At 60.7% G+C, this 21,119-nt stretch carries 16 protein-coding genes and 1 pseudogene; 3 read left to right on the top strand and 14 right to left on the bottom strand.

Going from position 1 to position 21,119, the window contains the following annotated elements:
* Positions 1-688 precede the first annotated feature (688 nt).
* A complete protein-coding gene (locus ACA066_RS16390) occupies positions 689-2,452 on the bottom strand; it encodes an L-lactate permease (RefSeq protein ID WP_497695748.1) in 1,764 nt (587 codons plus the stop codon).
* Between the two features lie 181 nt (positions 2,453-2,633).
* On the opposite strand from ACA066_RS16390, the gene ACA066_RS16385 reads away from it, so the two are divergent.
* Complete coding sequence (locus tag ACA066_RS16385) at positions 2,634-2,870, top strand: hypothetical protein (RefSeq protein WP_497695747.1); 237 nt, start codon at positions 2,634-2,636, stop codon at positions 2,868-2,870.
* Between the two features lie 124 nt (positions 2,871-2,994).
* Here the strand turns inward: ACA066_RS16385 and ACA066_RS16380 are convergent, their stop codons facing one another.
* The 10 genes from ACA066_RS16380 to ACA066_RS16335 all read right to left on the bottom strand — a co-directional run bounded on the left by ACA066_RS16380 (position 2,995) and on the right by ACA066_RS16335 (position 13,797).
* Entirely contained in the window at positions 2,995-4,419 is a 1,425-nt protein-coding gene (locus tag ACA066_RS16380) for a gamma-aminobutyraldehyde dehydrogenase (RefSeq protein WP_497695746.1), read from the bottom strand.
* Positions 4,420-4,619: 200 nt separating this feature from the next.
* The gene (locus ACA066_RS16375; RefSeq protein ID WP_497695745.1) at positions 4,620-6,158 is read right to left on the bottom strand and encodes an APC family permease; all 1,539 of its coding nucleotides are present in this window, start codon (positions 6,156-6,158) and stop codon (positions 4,620-4,622) included.
* 196 nt (positions 6,159-6,354) lie between these two features.
* Positions 6,355-7,395, bottom strand: a complete 1,041-nt coding sequence (locus ACA066_RS16370; RefSeq protein WP_497695744.1) for a heme-dependent oxidative N-demethylase family protein — start codon at positions 7,393-7,395, stop codon at positions 6,355-6,357.
* A gap of 18 nt (positions 7,396-7,413) precedes the next feature.
* Positions 7,414-8,382 carry a PDR/VanB family oxidoreductase gene (locus tag ACA066_RS16365; protein ID WP_497695743.1) on the bottom strand — a complete coding sequence of 323 codons (969 nt, stop codon included), beginning with the start codon at positions 8,380-8,382 and terminating at the stop codon, positions 7,414-7,416.
* Positions 8,379-8,981, bottom strand: a complete 603-nt coding sequence (locus tag ACA066_RS16360) for a dimethylamine monooxygenase subunit DmmA family protein (RefSeq protein WP_497695742.1) — start codon at positions 8,979-8,981, stop codon at positions 8,379-8,381. Before ACA066_RS16360 ends, ACA066_RS16365 begins: the two co-directional genes overlap by 4 nt.
* 338 nt (positions 8,982-9,319) lie before the next feature.
* Positions 9,320-10,747 carry a sigma-54 interaction domain-containing protein gene (locus tag ACA066_RS16355; RefSeq protein ID WP_497695741.1) on the bottom strand — a complete coding sequence of 476 codons (1,428 nt, stop codon included), beginning with the start codon at positions 10,745-10,747 and terminating at the stop codon, positions 9,320-9,322.
* Complete coding sequence (locus ACA066_RS16350; RefSeq protein ID WP_497695740.1) at positions 10,744-11,874, bottom strand: PAS domain-containing protein; 1,131 nt, start codon at positions 11,872-11,874, stop codon at positions 10,744-10,746. The genes ACA066_RS16355 and ACA066_RS16350 overlap by 4 nt, the downstream gene beginning before the upstream one ends.
* Before the next feature lie 230 nt (positions 11,875-12,104).
* Entirely contained in the window at positions 12,105-12,533 is a 429-nt protein-coding gene (locus tag ACA066_RS16345) for a nuclear transport factor 2 family protein (protein WP_497699894.1), read from the bottom strand.
* Between the two features lie 100 nt (positions 12,534-12,633).
* Positions 12,634-13,161, bottom strand: a complete 528-nt coding sequence (mug, locus tag ACA066_RS16340) for a G/U mismatch-specific DNA glycosylase (RefSeq protein ID WP_497695739.1) — start codon at positions 13,159-13,161, stop codon at positions 12,634-12,636.
* A 12-nt stretch (positions 13,162-13,173) separates the two neighbouring features.
* Positions 13,174-13,797, bottom strand: a complete 624-nt coding sequence (locus ACA066_RS16335; protein ID WP_497695738.1) for a TetR/AcrR family transcriptional regulator — start codon at positions 13,795-13,797, stop codon at positions 13,174-13,176.
* Between the two features lie 225 nt (positions 13,798-14,022).
* Here ACA066_RS16335 and ACA066_RS16330 point away from each other — a divergent pair.
* Positions 14,023-15,096, top strand: a pseudogene (locus ACA066_RS16330) (HlyD family secretion protein); the annotation flags it as partial.
* A gap of 253 nt (positions 15,097-15,349) precedes the next feature.
* Here ACA066_RS16330 and ACA066_RS16325 read toward each other — a convergent pair.
* Positions 15,350-15,619: a DUF2790 domain-containing protein gene (locus tag ACA066_RS16325; protein ID WP_497695737.1), complete on the bottom strand. Its 270-nt coding sequence runs from the start codon at positions 15,617-15,619 to the stop codon at positions 15,350-15,352.
* 1,556 nt (positions 15,620-17,175) lie between these two features.
* Here ACA066_RS16325 and ACA066_RS16320 point away from each other — a divergent pair.
* Entirely contained in the window at positions 17,176-18,276 is a 1,101-nt protein-coding gene (locus tag ACA066_RS16320; protein ID WP_497695736.1) for a polyamine ABC transporter substrate-binding protein, read from the top strand.
* Between the two features lie 138 nt (positions 18,277-18,414).
* On the opposite strand, the gene ACA066_RS16315 is transcribed toward ACA066_RS16320, so the two are convergent.
* Together ACA066_RS16315 and ACA066_RS16310 are read right to left on the bottom strand one after the other, a co-directional pair.
* Positions 18,415-19,593: a cystathionine gamma-synthase gene (locus ACA066_RS16315; RefSeq protein WP_497695735.1), complete on the bottom strand. Its 1,179-nt coding sequence runs from the start codon at positions 19,591-19,593 to the stop codon at positions 18,415-18,417.
* Positions 19,590-20,966: a pyridoxal-phosphate dependent enzyme gene (locus ACA066_RS16310; RefSeq protein ID WP_497695734.1), complete on the bottom strand. Its 1,377-nt coding sequence runs from the start codon at positions 20,964-20,966 to the stop codon at positions 19,590-19,592. Before ACA066_RS16310 ends, ACA066_RS16315 begins: the two co-directional genes overlap by 4 nt.
* Between the last annotated feature and the right edge of the window lie 153 nt (positions 20,967-21,119).

Below are 21,119 nucleotides of genomic sequence, written 5' to 3'. Positions count from 1 at the left end.
TCCTGCTCCGTGGCCCGCCGCGATCGGCCATCCATGGCCGTGCGCGGCTAACCCGGCATCCCTGCCGGGTTGCCCACTGCGCAGAACCGGAACGAAGCCTCTCGAGGGGGCGACTACCGCCACAGCACCGCGAGGCGGCCTGCGGGCCGACCTGTTTCTTCAAGCGTATGCATTCCCCCTGTAGGAGCTAGCCTGCTAGCGATGGTCGTTAACGATAACGCGTGCTGTCTGAATGAACGTGGTGTCTGGACGTCCATCGCTAGCAGGCTAGCTCCCACAGGTATGAGTTCGCTCCAGTGGTTGATCTGGCTTTTGCTTTGGCTTTGGCTTTTGATCCTGCTTTTGATCTTGATCTGTCCCGTCGGAAGGCCGAGCGCAGGTTTTGCGCAGTGGGCAACCCGGCATGGATGCCGGGTTAGCCGCCCCCGGCCATGGATGGCCGATGGCGGCGGGCCCACGGAGCAGGACCGGAGCGAGGGCATGGCGAGCCTAGGCGAGCCACCGTACGTCAGGGGCGCAGGCGCTTGGTTACTTGGCGCTTTTCCAAGTAACCCGCCGTAAGGGCGGAACCAATAGCCGCCGTTACCGAAAAAACGGATATGCCCACTTCTCTCTCGGCGTTCTTCCAAATGACCCGCCGCAAGGGTGGAACCAATAGCCGCCATTACCGAAAAGAAGCCCACTCCGCTCAATGCCCACCCACAACCATCTGCGTAAACGGCGACACATAAGCCTGCAACGTCACCAACCCGCCAACCAGAATCGCCAGAATGATGGAATGGAAGAACACATAACGCAGGATTTCCCCTTCGTGGCCGTACCAACGCGTGGCGGTCGAGGCCACCACGATCGACTGAGCGTCAACCATCTTGCCCATGACCCCACCGGAACTGTTGGCCGCCGCCATCAACACCGGGCTCAGACCGAGTTGCTCGGCAGTCACTTTCTGCAAGCCGCCAAACAGCACGTTGGACGCCGTGTCTGACCCAGTCAGCGCCACGCCGAGCCAGCCGAGCAGGGTGCCGAACATGGGGTAGAAAATCCCCGTCGCCGCGAACGCCAGGCCCATGGTCGCGTCCAGTCCCGAATAGCGGGTGAGGAAGCCGAGGGCGAGCATCGCCACAATGGTAATCAGCGAGTAACGCACAACCCAGATGGTTCGCAGGTACTGCTTGACCAGCTGCGGGATGGAATAGCCCATCAGCAGCCCGCCAAGGATCGCCGCCAGCAAGATGCCGCTGCCGGTGCTGGTCAGCCAGGTGAACTTGTAGACCGCCTCCTCGGTTTTAGGCGCAGGCACCACCGGCGGGACTTTTTCGATTTGCTGGTGGATCGTGCCGAAGGTGACGACCGGAGCAAAGATCGGATTCGCTTCGCGCAGCGGCTTGCCTTGAGGGTCGAGCTTGGCAGAATTGGTGACCGGATCGATCGCCGGGCGGGTATCGAACATGTTTTTGAAGCCCTGGGTGCCCCAGGCGAAAACGAACACCGTGAGGATGATCCACGGCATCCAGGCGCGCATGACAGCAGGCTTGGCGTCGCTGGCGAAAGTCGCGCTGGCGACGGGTGTTTCATCATGCTCTTCGGCTATTTTGGAGTTGTCGACGCGCCCGGACAGCGCGGCAGAGGTGTGCACAGTCGCGGGTTTCCACACCCTGAGGAAACCGGTCAGGCAGGCCATAGAAATCAGCGCGGCGATCACGTCCACCAGCATCGGCCCGTGGTAGTTGGACACCAGGAACTGCGGCACGGCAAAACTGACACCGGCGACCAGGATCGCCGGCCAGATTTCCAGCATCTTGCGCCAGCCGGCAAAGGCCCAGATCAACCAGAACGGCACGATCACCGAGAAAAACGGCAACTGCCGACCGACCATCATCGACAGCTCCATTTCATCCAGGCCGGTGACCTTGGCCAGCGTAATGATCGGCGTGCCCAGGGCGCCGAACGCCACGGGCGCGGTGTTGGCGATCAATGCCAGGCCGGACGCGGCCAGCGGCGAAAAGCCCAGACCGATCAGAATCGCCCCGGTCACCGCCACCGGCGTACCGAACCCGGCAGCCCCTTCGAAAAACGCGCCGAAGCAGAAGGCAATCAGCAACAATTGCAGGCGACGATCGTCGGTGATGCGCGCCAGCGAGTCTTGCAGCACTTTGAACGAGCCGTTCTCGGTGGTCAGTCGGTGCAGGAAGATGATGTTGAGCACGATCCAGCCAATCGGCAGCAAGCCGTTGGCGGCGCCATAAAGGGCGGCCGAGCCAGCCATGTTCGCCGGCATGCCGAAGGCGAAAATCGCGATGACCAGGGCCGAGGCGAGGGCGAGCAATGCCGCCAGATGTGCTTTGATGTGGAAGAACGCCAGGGCTGCCAGCATCACCACGACCGGCACTGCAGCCATGATGGTTGAAATGACCGGGTTGCCGAACGGATCGTAGATTTGCTGCCAGACCATGTTCCACCTCTGCTTTTTATTGTTGGGAGTGCAGACCCCGAGGGGCGGTGGCTTGTAGTATAGGTGGCATTGCGCCGCTGTCTTGTAGCCCCGTAAATCAAGCCTTTTGGCGGTTTTGTTGAACTAAAAATAAGGGCTGCGGTACGCGTTAACCGACTTCACTACCCGGAGGAACGCAACAATGACTGAACGCCATTTGCTCCACACGGAAACGCTGTCGAACGGATGCAGCATCGAGGTCAAGGCCAAGATCCTGCGGGACGGTTCGTTGGGAATGTTCATAGGTGTCTACCGACCTGATGGCGCGGCCATTGAGGAGAACGATCATCCCGCGCTGCATTTTCTCGACATGGAGGCGGCGATGGAGTGGGGGATCGAGAAAGCCAAGGGCATCGGCAACGGGCAGAGGACGTTGTAGGGGCCTGGCGTTGGATTAGCGGTGAGGCCTTCGCGAGCAAGCCTCGCTCCTACAGGTTTTGCGTCGTACGCAATTTTTGCGAACACCCTCCAACCTGTAGGAGCAAAGCTTGCTCGCGAAGCTTTTAATGCTTGAACATCACATGCCGCACAACGGTGTAATCCTCCAGCCCATACATCGACATGTCCTTCCCGTAGCCGGACAATTTCTGACCGCCGTGGGGCATTTCGCTGACCAGCATGAAGTGCGTATTTACCCAGGTGCAGCCGTACTGCAAGCGCGCCGACAGGCGATGCGCGCGACCGACATCGGCGGTCCACACCGACGACGCCAGGCCGTAGTCCGAATCGTTGGCCCAGCCGAGCACTTGTGCTTCATCGGTGAATTTCGTCACCGACACCACCGGCCCGAACACTTCGCGACGGACGATCTCGTCGTCCTGCAGCGCGTCGGCCAGCACCGTCGGTTCGAAGAAGAAGCCGTTGCCTTCGACTACCTTGCCGCCAGTGATCAAACGGATGTGCGATTGCGCCACGGCGCGCTCGACAAACCCGGCCACACGATCGCGGTGTTGCGCGGTGATCAGCGGCCCCAGTTCGGTCGCCGGATCATCTTGCAAGCCGTACTTGATGCTGCTGACCGCCGCACCGAGCTTCTCGACGAATGTGTCGTAGATGCCTTCCTGCGCGTAGATGCGGCACGCGGCGGTGCAGTCCTGGCCGGCGTTGTAGAAACCGAAGGTGCGAATGCCTTCAACAGCGGCGTCGATGTCGGCGTCGTCGAAGATGATCACCGGGGCCTTGCCGCCCAGTTCCATGTGCATGCGTTTGACGCTGTCGGCAGTGCTGGAAATGATGTTCGAGCCGGTGGCGATGGAACCGGTCAGTGACACCATGCGCACTTTCGGGTGGGTGACCAGCGGGCTACCGACCGTAGGACCACGGCCGAACACCAGGTTGAGCACGCCGGCCGGGAAGATTTCCGACGCCAGCTCGGCCAGGCGCAATGCGGTCAGCGGCGTTTGTTCCGACGGCTTGAGCACCACGGTATTACCGGCGGCGAGGGCCGGGGCGATTTTCCAGGCGACCATCATCAGCGGGTAGTTCCACGGCGCGATGGAAGCGATCACGCCCACCGGATCGCGGCGGATCATCGAGGTGTGGCCGGCCAGGTATTCACCGCCGGCCGAACCGCTCATGCAGCGGCTGGCGCCGGCGAAGAAGCGGAACACGTCGGCAATCGCCGGGATCTCGTCGTTCAGCGCAGCGCTGTAGGGTTTGCCGCAGTTGTCGGATTCGAGTTTGGCCAGTTCTTCGCCGTGGGCTTCGATGGCGTCGGCGAGTTTGAGCAGCAGCCGCGAACGCTCTTTCGGCGGGGTGTGCGACCAGCTGTCGAACGCCGCGTCGGCGGCCCGCACGGCGGCGTCAACCTGGGCTTCGCTGGCTTCGTTGATTTCCACCAGCACGCGACCGAGCGCCGGGTTGAACACCGGTTGGGCGGGGCCTTCGCCGTCGAGCAGTTGGCCGTTGATCAGGAGTTGGGTTTGCATGGCGTTGTCCTCGTTGACGCTATTATTTTTCTGTCGGAACCGAATCCCTGTAGGAGCGAGCAGTGCGACGATTCGACTTGCCCGCGAAGGCGGTGTGTCAGCCAACATCAATGTTGAATGTGATGGCCCCTTCGCGGGCAAGTCGAATCGTCGCACCGCTCGCTCCTACAGGGATCCGGTTCCTACAGGGATGGCTGTTATCAAATAGCCGATCTGTTTACCGGCGCACTGGAAATATCAGCTGCCTTAACCAACGGTTTCGAAAACTTCCACGCATCCCCCGCCGGCGCCGTGCCTTTGTCGTACGGCTTGCCGAGCAGCATGTAAACCAGCCCCGCGCCCATCACCACCAGCGTGGTCAGGATCATCGAATAGTTGATGTACCAAGGCGCATCCGGCGAGCGCGGCCAGACCATGTTGACGATGGCGCACAGGCCGTAGATCAACGCGGCGAGGTTCACCCACAACCCCCATGCACCCAGCGTGAACTGCCCGTTCGGGCGCCAGCCTTTGGCGCGGGCGATCAACGCGGCGACGACGATCAACTGGAACGCCACGTAGATACCAATCGCCGCGAAGCCGACGATGGTCGCCACGGCATCAGCCATGAACATGCCCACGCAGACAATCGCTGCCGGCACCAGGCCGCTGATCAGCAACGCAAACGACGGTACGTGGTTGCCCGAGAGACGTTTGAGCAGCGAGCTGCCGATGATCATTTCGTCACGGGCGTAGGCGAACAGCAGGCGACTGGCCGCCGCTTGCAGGCTCAGCACGCAAGAGATGAACGACACCATCACCACCGCCATCACCAGTCGCGAACCCACCGGGCCGAAAGCATTGGCGAGGATGGTGGCCACCGGGTCGGTGTCTTCTCCGGCCAGGACCTTGGCCATGTCCGGCACCGAGAGGATCAGCGCCAGGCAGGCGAACATCGCCGCCGCGCCACCGATGTAAATGGTCATGCGCATGGCCTTCGGAATGCGCTTGCCCGGGTTCGGGGTTTCTTCGGCTACATCGCCGCAAGCCTCGAAACCGTAGTACTGGAACAGGCCCGCCAACGAGGCCGCGAGGAACGCCGGCAGGTACGAACCGTTGACCTCAAGGTTGAAGGTGTCGAACAGCACGCTGAACGGCTGATGACGTTCGAAAATCAACAGATAGCCGCCGACCAGAATCGCCCCGACCAGCTCGCAGAGAAAGCCGAACATTGCTACCCGCGCCAGCAGTTTGGTGCCCACCAGGTTGAGGGCGGTCGAGAGCAGGATGATCGTCAGGGCAATGTAGATGTTGGCTTCGGGACCGGGACTGAAGCCCAGCATGATCGCCAGGTACGGCCCGGCACCCACGGCGACGCCGGCGATGGTGGCGCACAACGCCCAGGCATACACCCAGCCGACCATCCACGCCCAGCGCTTGCCCACCAGACGACGGGCCCACGGATAGACACCCCCGGAAATCGGGAACTGCGAGACGATTTCACCGAAGATCAGGCACACCAGCAATTGCCCGGCGCCGATCAGCAGGTAGGACCAGAACATCGGCGGGCCGCCGGCGGCCAGGCACAAACCGAACAGGGTGTAGACGCCGACGACCGGCGACAGGTAGGTAAAGCCCAGGGAGAAGTTCTCCCACAGGCTCATGCTGCGGTTGAAATCCGAACTGTAGCCGAGGGCGCGGAGCTGTTCCGCATCCTGATCGGCGCTGACGCTTGCACGCGCGTTGGATGAGCCACTCATTTTATTTCCTCATTATCAATGGCAGTGGATTGGTGCTGGCGGGTTGGCCCGCCGTTGCTCGTTTTGAGCTTGTTGTTTTACTGAAACCGTAAGAACACCCCGGGCCTGTAGGAGCATGGCTTGCCCGCGATTGCGATCTCAGGGACGCCAACGCGGGCAAGCCTTGCTCCTACGAAGAGCGGTTAAGCGGTGAGGTTCAAGCCTGTTTTTTTGATTCGCTGTCACGCCCATCGTCGTATTGCGACAGCCACTCCACAGCAGCATCGCGATAGCGACTGAAACCCTTGTAATCAACCAATTGCTGATTCAAATCCCGCAGCACCCGATGCATGCGCCGGGCCCACGCAGGGTTGGTCGCGATGTCTTCGAGGCTGAGCAGGTACGTGCGGATCGGAAAGACGATGGCGTTGCTGCGCGGCAGGCGATGCAGCGGTTGCAACTCGATGCGCAGGTAAACCAGTTTGCCGGCGTTTTGCGCGGTGACGATGGTCCGGTCCGGCGCCCATTCCGGCAGGCTTTCGGCCGAGACCTCGAGACGTGGGTTGACCGTCAGCGACCAGTTCAGGCGACGCACCGGATGGCCAGTGCGCAGGCGCAGCAGAAACTTCAAGGCGCGGTCGAGCATGCCGATTTCCTTCACCAGCGGCACCGGCCCGTGGAACTCCTCCCAGCTCATGCCGAGGTTGAAACGCAGTGAATAATCCGCGCGCTGGGTGGCGATCCCCGCGCCCCAGTACAGCGTGCCGTCGCGTTCCTCCTGCAACACCCAATCGCCCTGGGCCTGACGGGTCACGTACTCCATCGGCTCGTAGGGCAGGGTGGCCGGATCGCCGAAGGTGAAGTGATCGTCGATATCCAGCAAACGGTTGGTCCAGTGCCATTGCCGGCCTTCACGCGCCAGGCTGAAGTACTGCGGATAGTCCCGGGCGTAGGACTCCATGATCAGCTCCAGCAAATCCCATTGCGCCTCCATCATGTGCGGCGCCGAGACGTAGTGCATGCCCGGATCTTTCTCCAGGGTGATCGCGCGGTCCCGGCATTCGCTGATGTAGTGCTCGTCGATATCGAACGCGGCACGAAACGCACCATCGCCCACGGACACATGCGGTTCGAGGTTCATCGAATACATGTAGTCGTCATCGGGGAACGGGAAGGGCGCGCGGGCGATGGTTTCCGGGCTGTTGGCGAAGGTGTAGTCGTCGCGGTAGGTTTCGTCGGGATTGAATTTGATATTCATTGTTTTTTTCTCCGTCGATCAGAGGTCGATGACCAGGCGATTGCACTTGGCGCGGGATACGCAGGGCATGATTTTTTTGCGGCCGACCTTGTCTTCGTCGGACAGCCAGTCATCGCTGTGCAGCAGCTCGCCGTCGAGTTCCAGCACTTCGGTTTCGCAATGCCCGCAGGCACCGCCGCGACACAGGTACGGCATGCTGTAGCCGGCGGCTTCGACCGCTTCGAGCATGGTCTGGTCGGGCGAGACTTCAATCGTCGCGCCGCTGCGACCGAGGGTGAAACTGAAGGCTTCGCCGCCGCTGCTCTGTTCGAGGAAACGCTCGAAGTGCACGTGGCTGTCGGTCCAGCCCAGATCCCGGGCGCAGGCCAAAGTGGCGTCGATCATGCTGTCCGGGCCGCACACATAGACGTGGCTGCCCAACGGGCGGTCGGCAAGCACCCGGCCGATTTCCATGCGCGTTTCAATGCCCTTGCGGTACAGGTGAACCTGCTCGCCGTAAGTGGCCTGCAGCTCCTTGCCGAGCTGCGCATGTTCTTCACCGCGCACCGCGTAATGCAGCTCGAACGGCACCTTGCTCAGGCGCAACTCTTCAAGCTGAGAAATCACCGGCGTGATGCCGACGCCACCGGCGATGAACAGGTGCAGGCGCGCCTGTTTGATCAGCGGGAACAGGTTGACCGGCGGGGTGACCTCGATCAGATCACCTTCACTGACGTTGTCGTGCAGCGACGCCGAACCACCGCGCCCGCTGTCCACGCGGCGCACGGCAATCTGATAACTGCTGGTGTCGTACGGCGAACTCAGCAGCGAATACGGATTGCGCAGGGTGTTTTGTTGATTGGCGATCAGCACCACGACGTGGCTGCCGCCGGAGAAGGCCGGCAAGTGCGCGCCGGTCGGCGACACCAGGGTGAAGCGCTTGATTTCCGGGGTCACCGCTTCGATTCGGGCCACCCGCAGGTTCAACGTGCCATTGTTCTGGCTCATGTGTCGAGCTCCTCGGCTTCGGGCAATTCACCCGGGACTTCGGCATCGGCCTTGACCGCCTGAAAGGCCGCCAACCGCCGGGAATAGTGATCGCGTACCACCAGCGTCAGGCCACAGCCGGGGCAGTCATAGACGCGTTGAGTCACGTTTTCGGTGTAGGTGTCGCAGTGCACGCACCAGACGCGGCGAACCAACGTGCCGGAGTGCTCGCGCAGCACCTCGTCGTAGTTCAGGTCGAAATGCGTAGCCACCTGCATGGCGCTGCCGAGGAAACTTTCCGAACCGGCGAGATAGAGGCGGGTGCCCATGCGCGCTTCGCCGAGCAGGGTTTTCAGCGCGTCGATCAACGACTGGTTGGTCGCATGCACATGCAGCGGGTGCTCGGGGTGCTGCTGCAACTGCGTGAGGAAGTCCTGGCCGGAAAAGGATTCCAGGGAGTACAGCAAGGTAATCGGCCGATCCTGGCCGGCCATTTCTTCCAGCAAGCGCAACATGGCGCGACCGCCGCTGCCTTGCCCGGCAATGATGTGCCGGATACCTCCCGGCAGCGGTTGCAACCGGTCATAGACCGGTCGGCTTTTGATCCCGGTGATCAACATTTTTATTATTCCTCCTGGCTACCGGCGCAGCTGATGAAAGCCGGCCCTGATGCAAAGCCCAACGATGGTGGGTTGCAGGTAGCAGGAGCACAGGTCGTGCCAGTTATTTAAGTTATTGAAAATAAGGGGTTTATTGTTTTGAGGGGGCGGGGTAAAGGCAAAAGTAACTAGATATGTATGCGTTTTCGCAGCGGTATCTGCAGCAAACAAAACCACTGTAGGAGCGAGCTTGCTCGCGAAGGACGTCAACGAATACGCGTACTGTCTGGATAAACGCGTCGTTCACGAATCCATCGCGAGCAAGCTCGCTCCTACAGGGGGCAGATCAGTTCATGGAATCAATCGCGCTGGAGTTTGCGAATCAACGTCCCGATGTCGATACCCAGATGCACCGCCGCTTTACGTTTACTACCGCACAAATGCACGGCCCTGAGGATGACCTGGCGTTCGAAATGCTGAACCTGCAGCTTGAGGTTTTGCTCCGCAGCCTCTTCGTCGGCCACCGCCGGTTTTACCCGCTCCTGAGGTCGCGCCGGTTCAAGCATTTCGGCCGGCAAATGATGCTCCTGGGCTTCATCGTCGGCGAGCACCGCCAGCCGTTCGAAGATGTTCACCAGTTCGCGGATGTTGCCGGGGTAGTCGTAACCCATCAGCCGCTTGCGGCAACCGGCGGACAGGCTCAGAGACGGCTCGCGATCGCCGTTGATGCGGCTCAGCAGGATGTCGATGAGAAACGGCAAGTCATCCCGGTGCTGGCGCAGCGGCGGGATTTCCACCGGCAGGACCGCCAGGCGATAGTAGAGGTCGGCGCGAAACTCACCGATGCTCACCAGATGACGCAAGTCTTTGTTGGTGGCGGCAATGACCTGCACCTGTACTGTTTTGCTCAACGGTGAACCGACCGACTGGATGGTGCTGTCTTCAAGAAACTTCAGCAGCTTGGCCTGCACGTGCAGGGGGATTTCACCGATCTCGTCAAGGAACAGCGTCCCGCCCGAAGCCGCCTCGATATAGCCTTGCTTGCCGCCCTGCAACGCGCCGGTGAAGGCGCCGCGTTCATAGCCGAACATCTCCGATTCGAACAGGCTCTCCGGGATGCTCCCGCAGTTGACATGAATGAACGGCCGATCACCCCAACCGGCGGCGCGGTGGATATGCCGTGCGATGGCGGTCTTGCCGACGCCCGGTTCGCCCAACAGCAACAACCGCGCACGCCGCCGGAACGCACGCACGCCGGTGTCGGCGATGCTCGAGAGCTGCGGTGACAGGTGCAATGCGTTGTCCTGTGGGTCGCGCAGGCCCTGGGTTTCCACTGGCCGGTTGCCCAGCGAAGCGCGACGCTGCGGCTGGCTGCCGTCGAAGTCTTTCTGGGTCAGCATCCTGAACGGTTTTTCGTAGGCTCCGGTGGGAATGGCGTGGGTGCTGCTGAGCAGAACCCGACCTTCCCGCGAGCGGGTCAGCGCGCTGTTGCCGCCGCGATTCAGCGCAGCCAGAAAGTCTTCGTAATTCAGCGCCGAGCGCTGGAAAAACTCACTATCGGACAAACCGCTGGCTTGCTGTCGGGACAACCGGTTGACGCGCTCGGCGGCAAGGTTGAGAAAGCGCACCCGGCCTTCACCGTCCGTCACGATCAGCGCGTCACTGAAGCTGTCGAGCAAGGCGTGCAGTGCGGGGGTTTCCAGCAACGCACCGAGCACTTCGCTGCTGACGTTGACCGAAGAGCGCATGCCCATCTGCAGCGTGGGTGGCAGGTTCTTGTCTTTCATGGGTGCAACTCTTCGGCGCGGCGCACGCCCTGGCTTTCGCGAAACACCGCCACTCGCCAGGCCACCCCTTCACGAATCAGGATGCGCGAGCAATGCACATTGAAATTCAGCTGGCGTCCGCTCAAGTCCGGCAGGGGCAGGCTGTGCCAGGTGCGCTCGGGCAGGGCGTTGTCCAGCAGCAACCGAGCGATGCCGGCGCCATGGGTGATGCCAAAGGTCTCTTCGAAGGCTGCGTTGCGCCATTGCGGTTGCAGGTGCTCATCGATCACCAGCACCGCGTCGGGCACCGCATCGAACACCCGGCGCAAGGCGTCGATGCGCTGCTCGGCGTCGTACTGCATGCGCAGTTCCTGACTGACATCGCGAATGCTGCCCCACATGCGCAACAGATGACCGTTGACGATGGTCGCGCGCACATCGTTCTCGACGTAGGCCGGCGAGCCGTCGTGGCGTCGATCCACCGACAGCGCGCAATCGACACTGAACCCGGCTTCGATCAGGCGCCGCACAAACTCTTCGTTGGCCGGGCTGCGCGGCCAGTACAGGCGCACCGGTTGCTGGTTGAAATCGACATCCGAAGGCATTTCATACACGTCGGCCATGGCGCGATTGCACAGCCGCCAGTGGGAGTCGTTTTCGAACACCTGGCGCACGATTTCGTCCGGCGAGGTGTTGATGTCCACCGCCTCGGCAAACTCGATGCACCAATACGCGACCTTGGCGCTCTGCAGCATCTGGCTCATGACTTCATTGGCGTTGTGCATTTCCCGCAGTCGATGGCCCAGCGCGCCAAGGGGGATTTTCAATAGATGCAGGCGCGCCGGATACTCCGAGCGCCATTCCAGCAATCCGCAGGCGACCACGGGCAGCAAGCCGCCGTTGTGGCGAATCAGGGTCAGCTCCAGGCTGTGGACTTGCTCGTCGGCGGGCGGATTGGCAAACAGCGACTGCACGACGCGCAAAGATTCGACGCTGAAGATGCGTTCGATCGGCTGGTTCAGCAGCGCTTCGGGGTCATAGCCCAGTTGATCGCTCAGGCTGGCGGACAGGCTGATCAGTTGCCCGTCAGCGCTGAGGGTGCTGGTCAGCGGCTGCGCCTTGTTGGTCAGTAAATTCAGGATATCCATCGATGGATCGGCTCGATTGGCTAATGGGACCTGGCTGAAATCACTCAGGCAGTCAAAGCGGGGCATATCGCATGCCAACTGAAAGGCGCTGCGAATAGGGAGCACGAGGGCAGGTGAGTCCTTGAGCGCTGCGATAATGCAACGAAATAGGCATTTATGCAGCGCTCACGTTGAGCGTAGTCCGGAGGCGGGAGGTGGTTGGGTCAATCCGATCGGTGACCCAATCGTGGTCAGACCTTGCTGGCGGCCAGGTAAGCGCCGAGGCGGCGACCCATTTCTTCGCCAAGGGCCTGCAAACCGCTCATCGGACGGACCATGACCTCGAATTCAACGATTTTGCCTTGCTCGTCGAAGCGGATCATGTCGATGCCCTTGAGCTCTTTTCCGCCAACCTTGGCGCTGAATTCGAGGACGACATTCAAGCCGTCCGCAGTCGCCAATTCGCGGTGGTAGGTGAAATCTTCAAAAACCTCGAACACGGTGTTGAGGATCATCGTGACCACTGGCGCGCCGGGGTAAGGCGTGTGCGCCATCGGCGAGCGGAACACCGCTTGCGGGTCCAGCAACCGGGGCAGGGCTTGCAAGTCACCCTGGCGGATCATGTCGTGCCATTGGGCCAAGGATTCAGCGGCGTTGGGGTGCAGTTTAAGCTCCGGCATGTTCAGCTCCGACATGTTCAACTCCAGTTTGTGGTTGTTCTGAAAGCATTGCCAACGACTGTATCTCAATGGGTCTGAAGCGCTGCTTATGGCGGAGTATTCAAGCGGTCGATGGCTGACCCTCGTGGGTGGTCAGATAGAGTTGGCGGTAAGCGGCAATCAGCTGTTCCTGGCTGAAGGCGAGATTCCGACCGCTCGGATTGGGCAGCACCCACACCGCGGCATTGCCAAATGTCGTTGGTTGCACGCCCCAGGCGATTTCTCGCTGGCGGGATAACGCGCAATACGCCGCTTTACCGAGAAACGCTACGAAGCGTGGCGCATGGCGTGCGATTTTCTGTTCGAAATTCGCAGCGGCGGCGGTGAATTCATCTACCGAGAGCTGATCCGCTCGCGCCGTAGGCCGATCCACCACGGCGGTTAAACCACATCGGTACTGCAATATAGTGCGGTCGTTTTCCGGGCGTACTTCCTCCGACGTGAAACCGGCAAGATGCAGCGTGCGCCAGAAGCGATTGCCCCTGCCGGCGAAGTGATGCCCTTGGGCCGCGGCCATCACGCCCGGATTGATCCCGCAAAAAAGCACCGCCAAGTGCTCGGCCAGAATGTCTTCGAGTCCTTCGCTCACTTCAAGAACCCCTCAACCGCACATCACGTTGACCGCGTTGCGTGCCAGTTCCGTCAACTCTTCACGGGATTTGCCTGCCCGCGCCCGGATCGAAATGCTGTGCAGCAACGATGACGCGAGGACGGCGAGGGCGGCCGGGTCGACATCGTTGTTCAACTCGCCCTTGTCGATGGCCGCATGCAGCCGCGTTTCCAGATCGGCATCCAGACGGCTGAGCCGTTCCGACAACACCTCGCGTATTTCCGGGTCCTCGACGGCTTCAGTGGTCGCCGTGCCGATCGCAAAGCAACCACGGGGTTGGCCGTCACCCGAGAAGTAGATCGCCAATTGCCCTTCATAGAACTGCGTCAACGCCTGGCGCAACGTCAGCTCATTGTCCGTCAGCGCGGCGTGCATGGCGGCTGCGGCAAATTCCCAGTACTGCTCAAGCGCTTTTATATAGAGCGCGTGCTTGTCGCCGAATGCGGCGTAGAGGCTCGGGCGATTCATGCCGGCCGCCGTGGCGATGCTGTCCAGCGAGGCGCCGGAATAACCGGTGCTCCAGAAAACACCCAGCGCCTGTTGCAGCGCTGTTTGCGGGTCATACGCGCGAGGGCGGCCGCGACCTTTTCCCACAGTGGGTTTATTTTGTGCCATGTCGTACAAATTCATTGAATTGGAGGTTTGCGTGGGGATATTCTTACACCATCGCACAAAATTAAGGAATCAGAAATTCCTTGGTTGCAGGTTTGTTGTAGCGGAGCTCGAACGGGGTGAAGCGGCTACGAAACAGGTGCGGCGGAGCGATCCTCCTGTTAGCGCACGGTAAGGCTGTTTTTAGTGGGTATTAGCCCGATTTCCCGGTTAGAGGTGCATTCGATCATGACCAGACAGTTCGATATTCCAGCAACCCAGACCTTCGAGCATCCAGGGCCGGCCTATCCAGACGCGCCCAAAAAACCGCTCAAGGAAAAACTGCGGCCACTGCTGATGGTGGGCGTTCCGGTGCTCTTCGCGGCGTACGGGTACGCGCACTATTTGGCGGGCGTTCCGTTTGTTTCCACCGATAACGCTTACGCCCGGGTGGCGAAAGCGTCGATCAACGCACGCATTTCCGGGCAAGTGGTCGACATTGCGGTTGAGGACAACCAGCTCGTTCACAAAGGCCAGGTCCTGTTCCGCATCGACCCGAAACCGTTGCAGATCGCGGTTGACCGCGCAGAAGCGTAGTTGAGCGTGGCGCGGTTGCGCATCGACGGGCTCAAGGCCAGCTATCGCCAGCAACAGGCTGAGTTGCAATCGGCCAGAGAGTCGGCAAATTTCGATCAGAAAGAGTTCGTCCGCAAGAAGACGCTGGTGGCTTCCGAATTTGTCTCGCGTGCGGTTTACGAGCGTGCAGACACCGACCTTAAAGTGGCACGGCAACGCATTGCGTCCATCGAACAACAGATCGCCAACACCGTCGTTGCGTTGAACGGCAATCCCGACATCAACGCTGACAGCCACCCGAAGGTGCGCGAAGCCAGGGCGCAGCTCGACGAGGCGCAGCTTTACCTCTCGTATGCCACGGTGTACGCGCCGGACGATGGCATCGTCGCCAAGGTCGACGATTTGCAGGTGGGCAACTACGTCAACAACGGCGCGCCTGCTTTTGCGCTGCTGTCCGAGCGCGAGATCTGGATCGAGGCCAACTTCCGTGAAACGGAGGTGACGCACATGCGCCCCGGCCAGGCAGCGACCATCCGCATCGACACCTATCCTGATCACGTTTTCAAAGCCCACGTGATCAGCATGAGCCCCGGCGCCGGATCGGACTTCGCCTTGCTGCCGCCGGAAAACGCGACCGGTAACTGGGTCAAGGTCGTGCAGCGGGTACCGGTTCGTCTTGAACTCGACGAAATGAGCCCGGCGCTGCCGCTGTACTCGGGCACCAGTGCCACGGTCAAGGTCGACACTGCAGTTGACGGCCTGAGAGCAGGCACGTTAGTGCGTGTATTGCCGGAGTATCACTTTGAAGAGTTCAACTTGTTTGCGATCTACCCTTCACGTAAGTTCGTGGACGCAAAAATAAAGACATGGGTGGAATTTGTGAAGGATTACATCCCGGTGCTGTTGGCATCCGATGAAGAGATCGCCGGTTCAGCCGCAGGACGATAATGCAGGGGGGCGGCAGGCATGGAGTGTCGACCCCCCATCGTCCGCACGGTCCTCAACCGTTTGAACAGCCGGTTCCCATCACCTGGTACTGAAGGATATGGCGTTGACCCTTCGAGTCTTCATAGGTCATTTGCTTCGGCACTGGCGCGCACTCGTCTCCCGTATCCGACACGGTAATGATTTTCTGGATATCGAGTTTCATGCCGTAAGAGTAACTTTCAACCGGAATCTGGCTGGCCGCATTAGTGGGGGTTTCATCCGAGTATGCCTGTACGGCTACACCGGCAAGTGCCAGAAACATCGCGATCTTTAAAGTTTTCATGGTGTTCACCTTCGCATCGAGTTTCGGTGGGTCCCGGTGACTGAGTGGCTGCTTGATTCGTTTGTTCGCCGGGTGAAGTCGATGCTAGGAGTTTACTCTTTCCTCAAATAGCGGTCCGCTGGACAAACACTGTTGCCAGATTGCGCAGGTATGCGGGGAATGCCGTTTCGGGATGGTTATTTTCTTTGCTTCCTGCGGGGCTTCGTTGCGGATCAAATCGATCTAAAAATGCCGTTTCGCATTGCTGACGGTGGGCTATTATTGAACATGTAGGTGAAGACGCAGACTGATGCGCAAGCGGATGGCAAGGACACGTGGGGCGCGTTCCGAAGGGTACACGGTTAGAAAGATCTCCGCGCTGAGATCCAGCCCTTATGCCGTGTGAAGCAGAAGAGCACAAAACTGTTCTGTGAGAGTCCTGATAAACCTTGTAAGCCGGAGACCAGCGCCGGCCACCTACTCGAATCCCAAAGCCCGCCTTGTGCGGGCTTTGTCGTTTTCGCCGTCATCTCCCGCACTGCAACCCCCCTTTGGGAGCCCCTGTGGGAGCGAGTCTGCTCGCGATAGCGGTGTGTCAGGCGGTGAGTTTTTTGATGGTGTACATATCCGTTCCTGCGGTAACGGCCACTTTGGGTTCCGCCCTTACGGCGGGTTACTTGGAAAAGCGCCAAGTAACCAAGCGCTAGCGCCCCTGACGTACGGTGCATCGCTAAGGCTCGCCATGCCCTCGCTCCGGTCCTGCTCCGTGGGCCCGCCGCCATCGGCCATCCATGGCCGGGGGCGGCTAACCCGGCATCCATGCCGGGTTGCCCACTGCGCAGAACCTCCACTCGGCCTTCCGACGGGGCAGATCAAGATCAAAAGCCAGATCAAAAGCCAAAGCGAGGCGGCCTGATAGCCGACTTGTTTTCCGTCAAGGCCATCGGTGGTGAACACCCATATCATGCCCGCCAAAAATCCCCTGTGGGAGCTAGCCTGCTAGCGATGGACGTCCAGACACCGCGTTCATTCAGACCGTACGCGTAATCGTTAACGTCCATCGCTAGCAGGCTAGCTCCCACAGGGGAAATGCATACACACGAAGAGCCAGGTCGGCCCGCAGGCCGCCTCGGGTTAGCCGCCCCCGGCCATGGATGGCCGATGGCGGCGGGCCCACGGAGCAGGACCAGAGCGAGGGCACCCTGAGCCTAAGCGAAGGGCCGAACGAAAGGGGCAAAAGCGCTTGGTTACTTGGCGCTCTTCCAAGTAACCCGCCGTAAGGGCGGAACCAATAGCCGGCATCACCAAAATAATGGATATCCCCCAAACGCGAGAACAACGCCCCCACTAATGACCAGACCAAGCGGGACACCGATATTGGCCATTTCAATCCCCTTTTGGCCGACATCACTCTATGAACTGTCCAGTTCGTCAGCAAGAATCGAAGCATCACTGCTGTTCCAGCACGTTCGCAACACCACAACGAGAAACCTGTTTTCCTTGCCCTTGGCAATTTTCAAGTCCTGCCGTGTACAGAACATAAAAACCAACGAGCGACACACTTGGGGAATTCATTCATGGTCACGATGAAACGCATACTGGGCGCCACCGTGTGTGGGCTGACGCTGCTGGCCAGCGCCGTGCACGCCGAACAGCGGGAACTGCGGGTGTACAACTGGGCGGATTACATCCTGCCGTCCGTGCCCAAGGACTTCGCCGAGAAAAGCGGCATCAAAGTGACCTGGGATACCTTCGATACCAACGAATCGCTGGAGGCCAAGTTGCTCACCGGCAATTCGGGCTATGACCTGGTGGTGCCGTCGAACCAGTTCATTGAAACCCAGATCAAGGCCGGTGTGTTCCAGAAGCTCGACAAGTCCAAGCTGCCGAACTGGAAGCATCAGGACCCGGCACTGCTCGCGTTGCTGGACAAGAACGATCCCGGCAATCAGTACGGCGTGCCTTACATGTACGGCACCGTGCTGATCGGCTTCAACCCGGCCAAGGTCAAGGCCGCGCTGGGCGAGAATGCACCGGTGGACAGTTGGGATCTGGTGTTCAAACCGGAGAACATGGAGAAGCTCAAATCCTGCGGCGTGGCCATGCTCGACTCACCTTCGGAAATCCTGCCGCTGGCGTTGCACTACCTGGGATTGGACCCTAACAGCCAGAACCCGGGAGACTACGAAAAAGCCAAGGCGCTGATGTTGAAAATTCGTCCTTACGTCACCTACTTCAACTCCGCCAAGTACATGACCGACATCGCCAACGGCGATATCTGCGTTGCCATCGGCTATTCCGGGAGCTTCTACCAGTTCGGCAATCGCGCCAAAGAGGCGGGCAACGGCGTGGTGGTCGATTGGCGTTTGCCGAAGGAGGGTGCGCCGATCTGGTTTGACACCTTCGCCATCCCCAAAAGCGCGAAGAACGTCGAGGAGGCCCACGAGTTTCTCAACACCTTGCTGGACCCGAAAGTCATCGCCCCGATCAGTGACTTCCTCGGCTACCCCAATGCAAACAAGGACTCGATCGCGCTGATCAACAAAGAGATCACCGGCAACCCGAACCTGACGCCGACCAGCGAAGCGTTGAAAACACTCTATGTGGTGCAACCGTTGCCGCAAAAACTTGAGCGGGTTCGTACGCGGGTCTGGACCAGCATCAAGTCCGGCGCGTAACACTTTGTAGGAGCGAGCTTGCTCGCGATGGACGTTAACGATAACGCGTGCTGCCTGAATGAACGCGTTGTCCGAACGTTTTTTCGCGAGCAAGCTCGCTCCTACATAGGTAACGTTTTTAGGGCAACCCTGCGTTGCTTAGATCCGCGCCAGCGCCTGAGCCAGGTCCGCACGCAAATCCTCGACATCCTCAACCCCCACCGACAAACGCACCAACCCATCGCCGATCCCAAGTTGTGCGCGGGTGTCGGCGGGGATGGTGGCGTGGGTCATGATCGCCGGGTGCTCGATCAGGCTTTCCACGCCGCCCAGGCTCTCGGCCAGGGCGAAGATGCGCACGCTCTCGAGGAAGCGCGTGGCGCCGGCCAGATCACTTTTCAGATCGACAGAAATCATCCCGCCGAAACCGCGCATCTGCCGCTTCGCCAATTCATGTTGGGGGTGTGACGGCAGGCCCGGATAGTAGACACGCGCTACCTGCGGCTGACGTTCCAGCCATTGCGCGAGTTCCAGCGCGTTGCTGCAGTGACGCTCCATGCGCAGCGCCAGGGTCTTCACGCCGCGCAGGGTCAGGAAGGCGTCGAACGGTCCGGCGATCGCACCCACCGAGTTCTGCAAAAAACCCAGGCGCTCCGCCAGCTCAGGGTTCTGACCGACGACGGCGATGCCGCCAATCACGTCGGAGTGGCCGTTGAGGTATTTGGTCGTCGAGTGCAGCACGATATCGAAACCCAGCTCCAGCGGCCGCTGGATCCACGGGCTGGCAAAGGTGTTGTCAGCGACGCAAATGATGCCGCGCGCGCGGCAGATGCGAGCGACGGCGGCGAGGTCCGTGAGGCTCAGCAACGGGTTGCTCGGTGTCTCGACCCAGACCATCCGGGTGTCGTCCTGCAGGGACGCTTCGAAAGCCGCGAGGTCAGTCAGGTCGACGAAACTGAAGCGATGCCCGGCGCTGCGTTTGCGCACCTTGTCGAACAGGCGAAAGGTGCCGCCGTAAAGGTCATTGCCGGAGACAATGTGCGAGCCGGCGTCGAGCAGCTCCAGCACGGTGGAGATCGCCGCCAGCCCGGAGGCGAACGCGAAGGCCTGGGTGCCGCTTTCAAGGTCGGCGACGCAACGCTCCAAGGCAAAGCGCGTCGGGTTATGCGAACGGCCGTAGTCGAAGCCCTTGTGTACGCCGGGGCTCTGTTGCAGGTAGGTGGAGTTGGCATAAATTGGCGGCATCAACGCCCCGGTGGTTGGGTCCGGCGCCTGCCCGGCGTGGATCACCCGAGTGGCGAAGGCGCGTGGCGCGGCGTTTTCATCGTGTTGACTCATGCAAGGGATCTCCGCAAATGATTGAGCAGGTCGACGCGGGTAATCAGGCCGTGGAAGCCCGACGCGTCGGCGATGATCGCCACCAGCCCGCGATCGAGTTCTGTCTGCAGCTGGGCCATGCTGGCGCTGGCTGGCAGTGTTTCCACTTTGTCGGTCATTGCGCTGGCCACGGTCAAGCGGAAGTGTGAAGGGTCTTCCTGCATGCCCAGCAGAATGTCGGATTCGTCGATCACGCCGACCAGTTTCTTTCCGTCCACCAGCACCGGCAATTGCGACACATCCGCCAGGCGCATGCGCTGGAATGCCGTGAGCAAAGTGTCGTCCGGGCCGACGCTGATCACCCGGCCATCCTCGAAACGCCGGGCGATCACGTCGCGCAGATCGCCATAAGGCTTGCGTGCCAGCAACCCCTGATCGTTCATCCACTGGTCGTTGTAGACCTTCGACAGGTAGCGGGTGCCGGTGTCGCAGACGAAGCTGACCACGCGCTTCGGCTCGGTTTGCTCGCGGCAGTAGCGCAGCGCCGCGGCCAGCAAGGTGCCGGTCGAAGAGCCGCCAAGAATGCCTTCGGCGCGCAACAGCTGGCGGGCGTGGTCGAAGCTTTCCTCGTCGCTGATCGAGTAGGCGTGGCCCACGCTGGACAGGTCGGCTATCGACGGAATGAAGTCTTCGCCGATGCCTTCCACCGCCCACGAACCGGGCGTGATCATGGTGCCGCTGCGGCTGTATTCAGCCATCACCGAGCCGACCGGGTCGGCCAGCACCATGGTCAGGTTCGGTTGTACGCGCTTGAAGAAACGGGTCAACCCGGTCAGCGTGCCGGCCGAACCGACACCGACGACGATGGCATCCACGTCATGCTGGGTCTGCGCCCAGATCTCCGGCGCGGTGCTGCACTCGTGGGCGAGCGGGTTGGCCGGGTTGTTGAACTGGTCGGCGAAGAATGCATCGGGAATTTCCAGTGCCAGCCGCGCCGCGACATCCTGGTAATAATCGGGATGGCCCTTGCCGACGTCGGAGCGGGTGATGTGCACCTCGGCGCCCATGGCCTTGAGATGGAGGACTTTCTCGGTGGACATCTTGTCCGGCACCACCAACACCACCCGATAACCCTTGGCGCGGCCGACCAGCGCCAGGCCGAGTCCGGTGTTGCCGGCCGTTGCTTCGACGATGGTGCCACCGGGCTTGAGCCGACCGTCGCGCTCGGCGGCGTCAATCATCGCCAGGCCGATGCGGTCCTTGATCGAGCCGCCGGGGTTCTGCGATTCGAGCTTAAGAAACAGCGTGCACGGGCCGGTATCAAAACGGCTGACGCGCACCAGCGGCGTGTTGCCAATCAGTTCAAGCACGGCAGGGCGGGAATCGTTCGGCATGTTGTCACCTCTTCGCGGGTATTCGCACTGAAGGACGGCAACCGGCGGCACGTCCTCGCGCGCCCGTTGCCAACAATGCATCGCTTGGACCATAGGCCGCGATTGCCTCACTCGCAACCTTGTGCGGCCAGCCGGTCACGTTGCGGCTGGAGA

The sequence above is a fragment of the Pseudomonas sp. LBUM1651 genome, from assembly GCF_059716135.1.
Note: the sequence above shows the minus strand (reverse complement) of the source record. Positions and strands in the feature narration are given on the sequence as shown.

What these genes read in the sequence shown, in the direction of transcription:
- ACA066_RS16390 (WP_497695748.1), bottom strand. Translation starts at nt 2,452, where the DNA reads ATGGTCTGGCAGCAAATCTACGATCCGTTCGGCAACCCGGTCATTTCA.
- ACA066_RS16385 (WP_497695747.1), top strand. Translation starts at nt 2,634, where the DNA reads ATGACTGAACGCCATTTGCTCCACACGGAAACGCTGTCGAACGGATGC.
- ACA066_RS16380 (WP_497695746.1), bottom strand. Translation starts at nt 4,419, where the DNA reads ATGCAAACCCAACTCCTGATCAACGGCCAACTGCTCGACGGCGAAGGC.
- ACA066_RS16375 (WP_497695745.1), bottom strand. Translation starts at nt 6,158, where the DNA reads ATGAGTGGCTCATCCAACGCGCGTGCAAGCGTCAGCGCCGATCAGGAT.
- ACA066_RS16370 (WP_497695744.1), bottom strand. Translation starts at nt 7,395, where the DNA reads ATGAATATCAAATTCAATCCCGACGAAACCTACCGCGACGACTACACC.
- ACA066_RS16365 (WP_497695743.1), bottom strand. Translation starts at nt 8,382, where the DNA reads ATGAGCCAGAACAATGGCACGTTGAACCTGCGGGTGGCCCGAATCGAA.
- ACA066_RS16360 (WP_497695742.1), bottom strand. Translation starts at nt 8,981, where the DNA reads ATGTTGATCACCGGGATCAAAAGCCGACCGGTCTATGACCGGTTGCAA.
- ACA066_RS16355 (WP_497695741.1), bottom strand. Translation starts at nt 10,747, where the DNA reads ATGAAAGACAAGAACCTGCCACCCACGCTGCAGATGGGCATGCGCTCT.
- ACA066_RS16350 (WP_497695740.1), bottom strand. Translation starts at nt 11,874, where the DNA reads ATGGATATCCTGAATTTACTGACCAACAAGGCGCAGCCGCTGACCAGC.
- ACA066_RS16345 (WP_497699894.1), bottom strand. Translation starts at nt 12,533, where the DNA reads ATGCCGGAGCTTAAACTGCACCCCAACGCCGCTGAATCCTTGGCCCAA.
- ACA066_RS16335 (WP_497695738.1), bottom strand. Translation starts at nt 13,797, where the DNA reads ATGGCACAAAATAAACCCACTGTGGGAAAAGGTCGCGGCCGCCCTCGC.
- ACA066_RS16325 (WP_497695737.1), bottom strand. Translation starts at nt 15,619, where the DNA reads ATGAAAACTTTAAAGATCGCGATGTTTCTGGCACTTGCCGGTGTAGCC.
- ACA066_RS16320 (WP_497695736.1), top strand. Translation starts at nt 17,176, where the DNA reads ATGGTCACGATGAAACGCATACTGGGCGCCACCGTGTGTGGGCTGACG.
- ACA066_RS16315 (WP_497695735.1), bottom strand. Translation starts at nt 19,593, where the DNA reads ATGAGTCAACACGATGAAAACGCCGCGCCACGCGCCTTCGCCACTCGG.
- ACA066_RS16310 (WP_497695734.1), bottom strand. Translation starts at nt 20,966, where the DNA reads ATGCCGAACGATTCCCGCCCTGCCGTGCTTGAACTGATTGGCAACACG.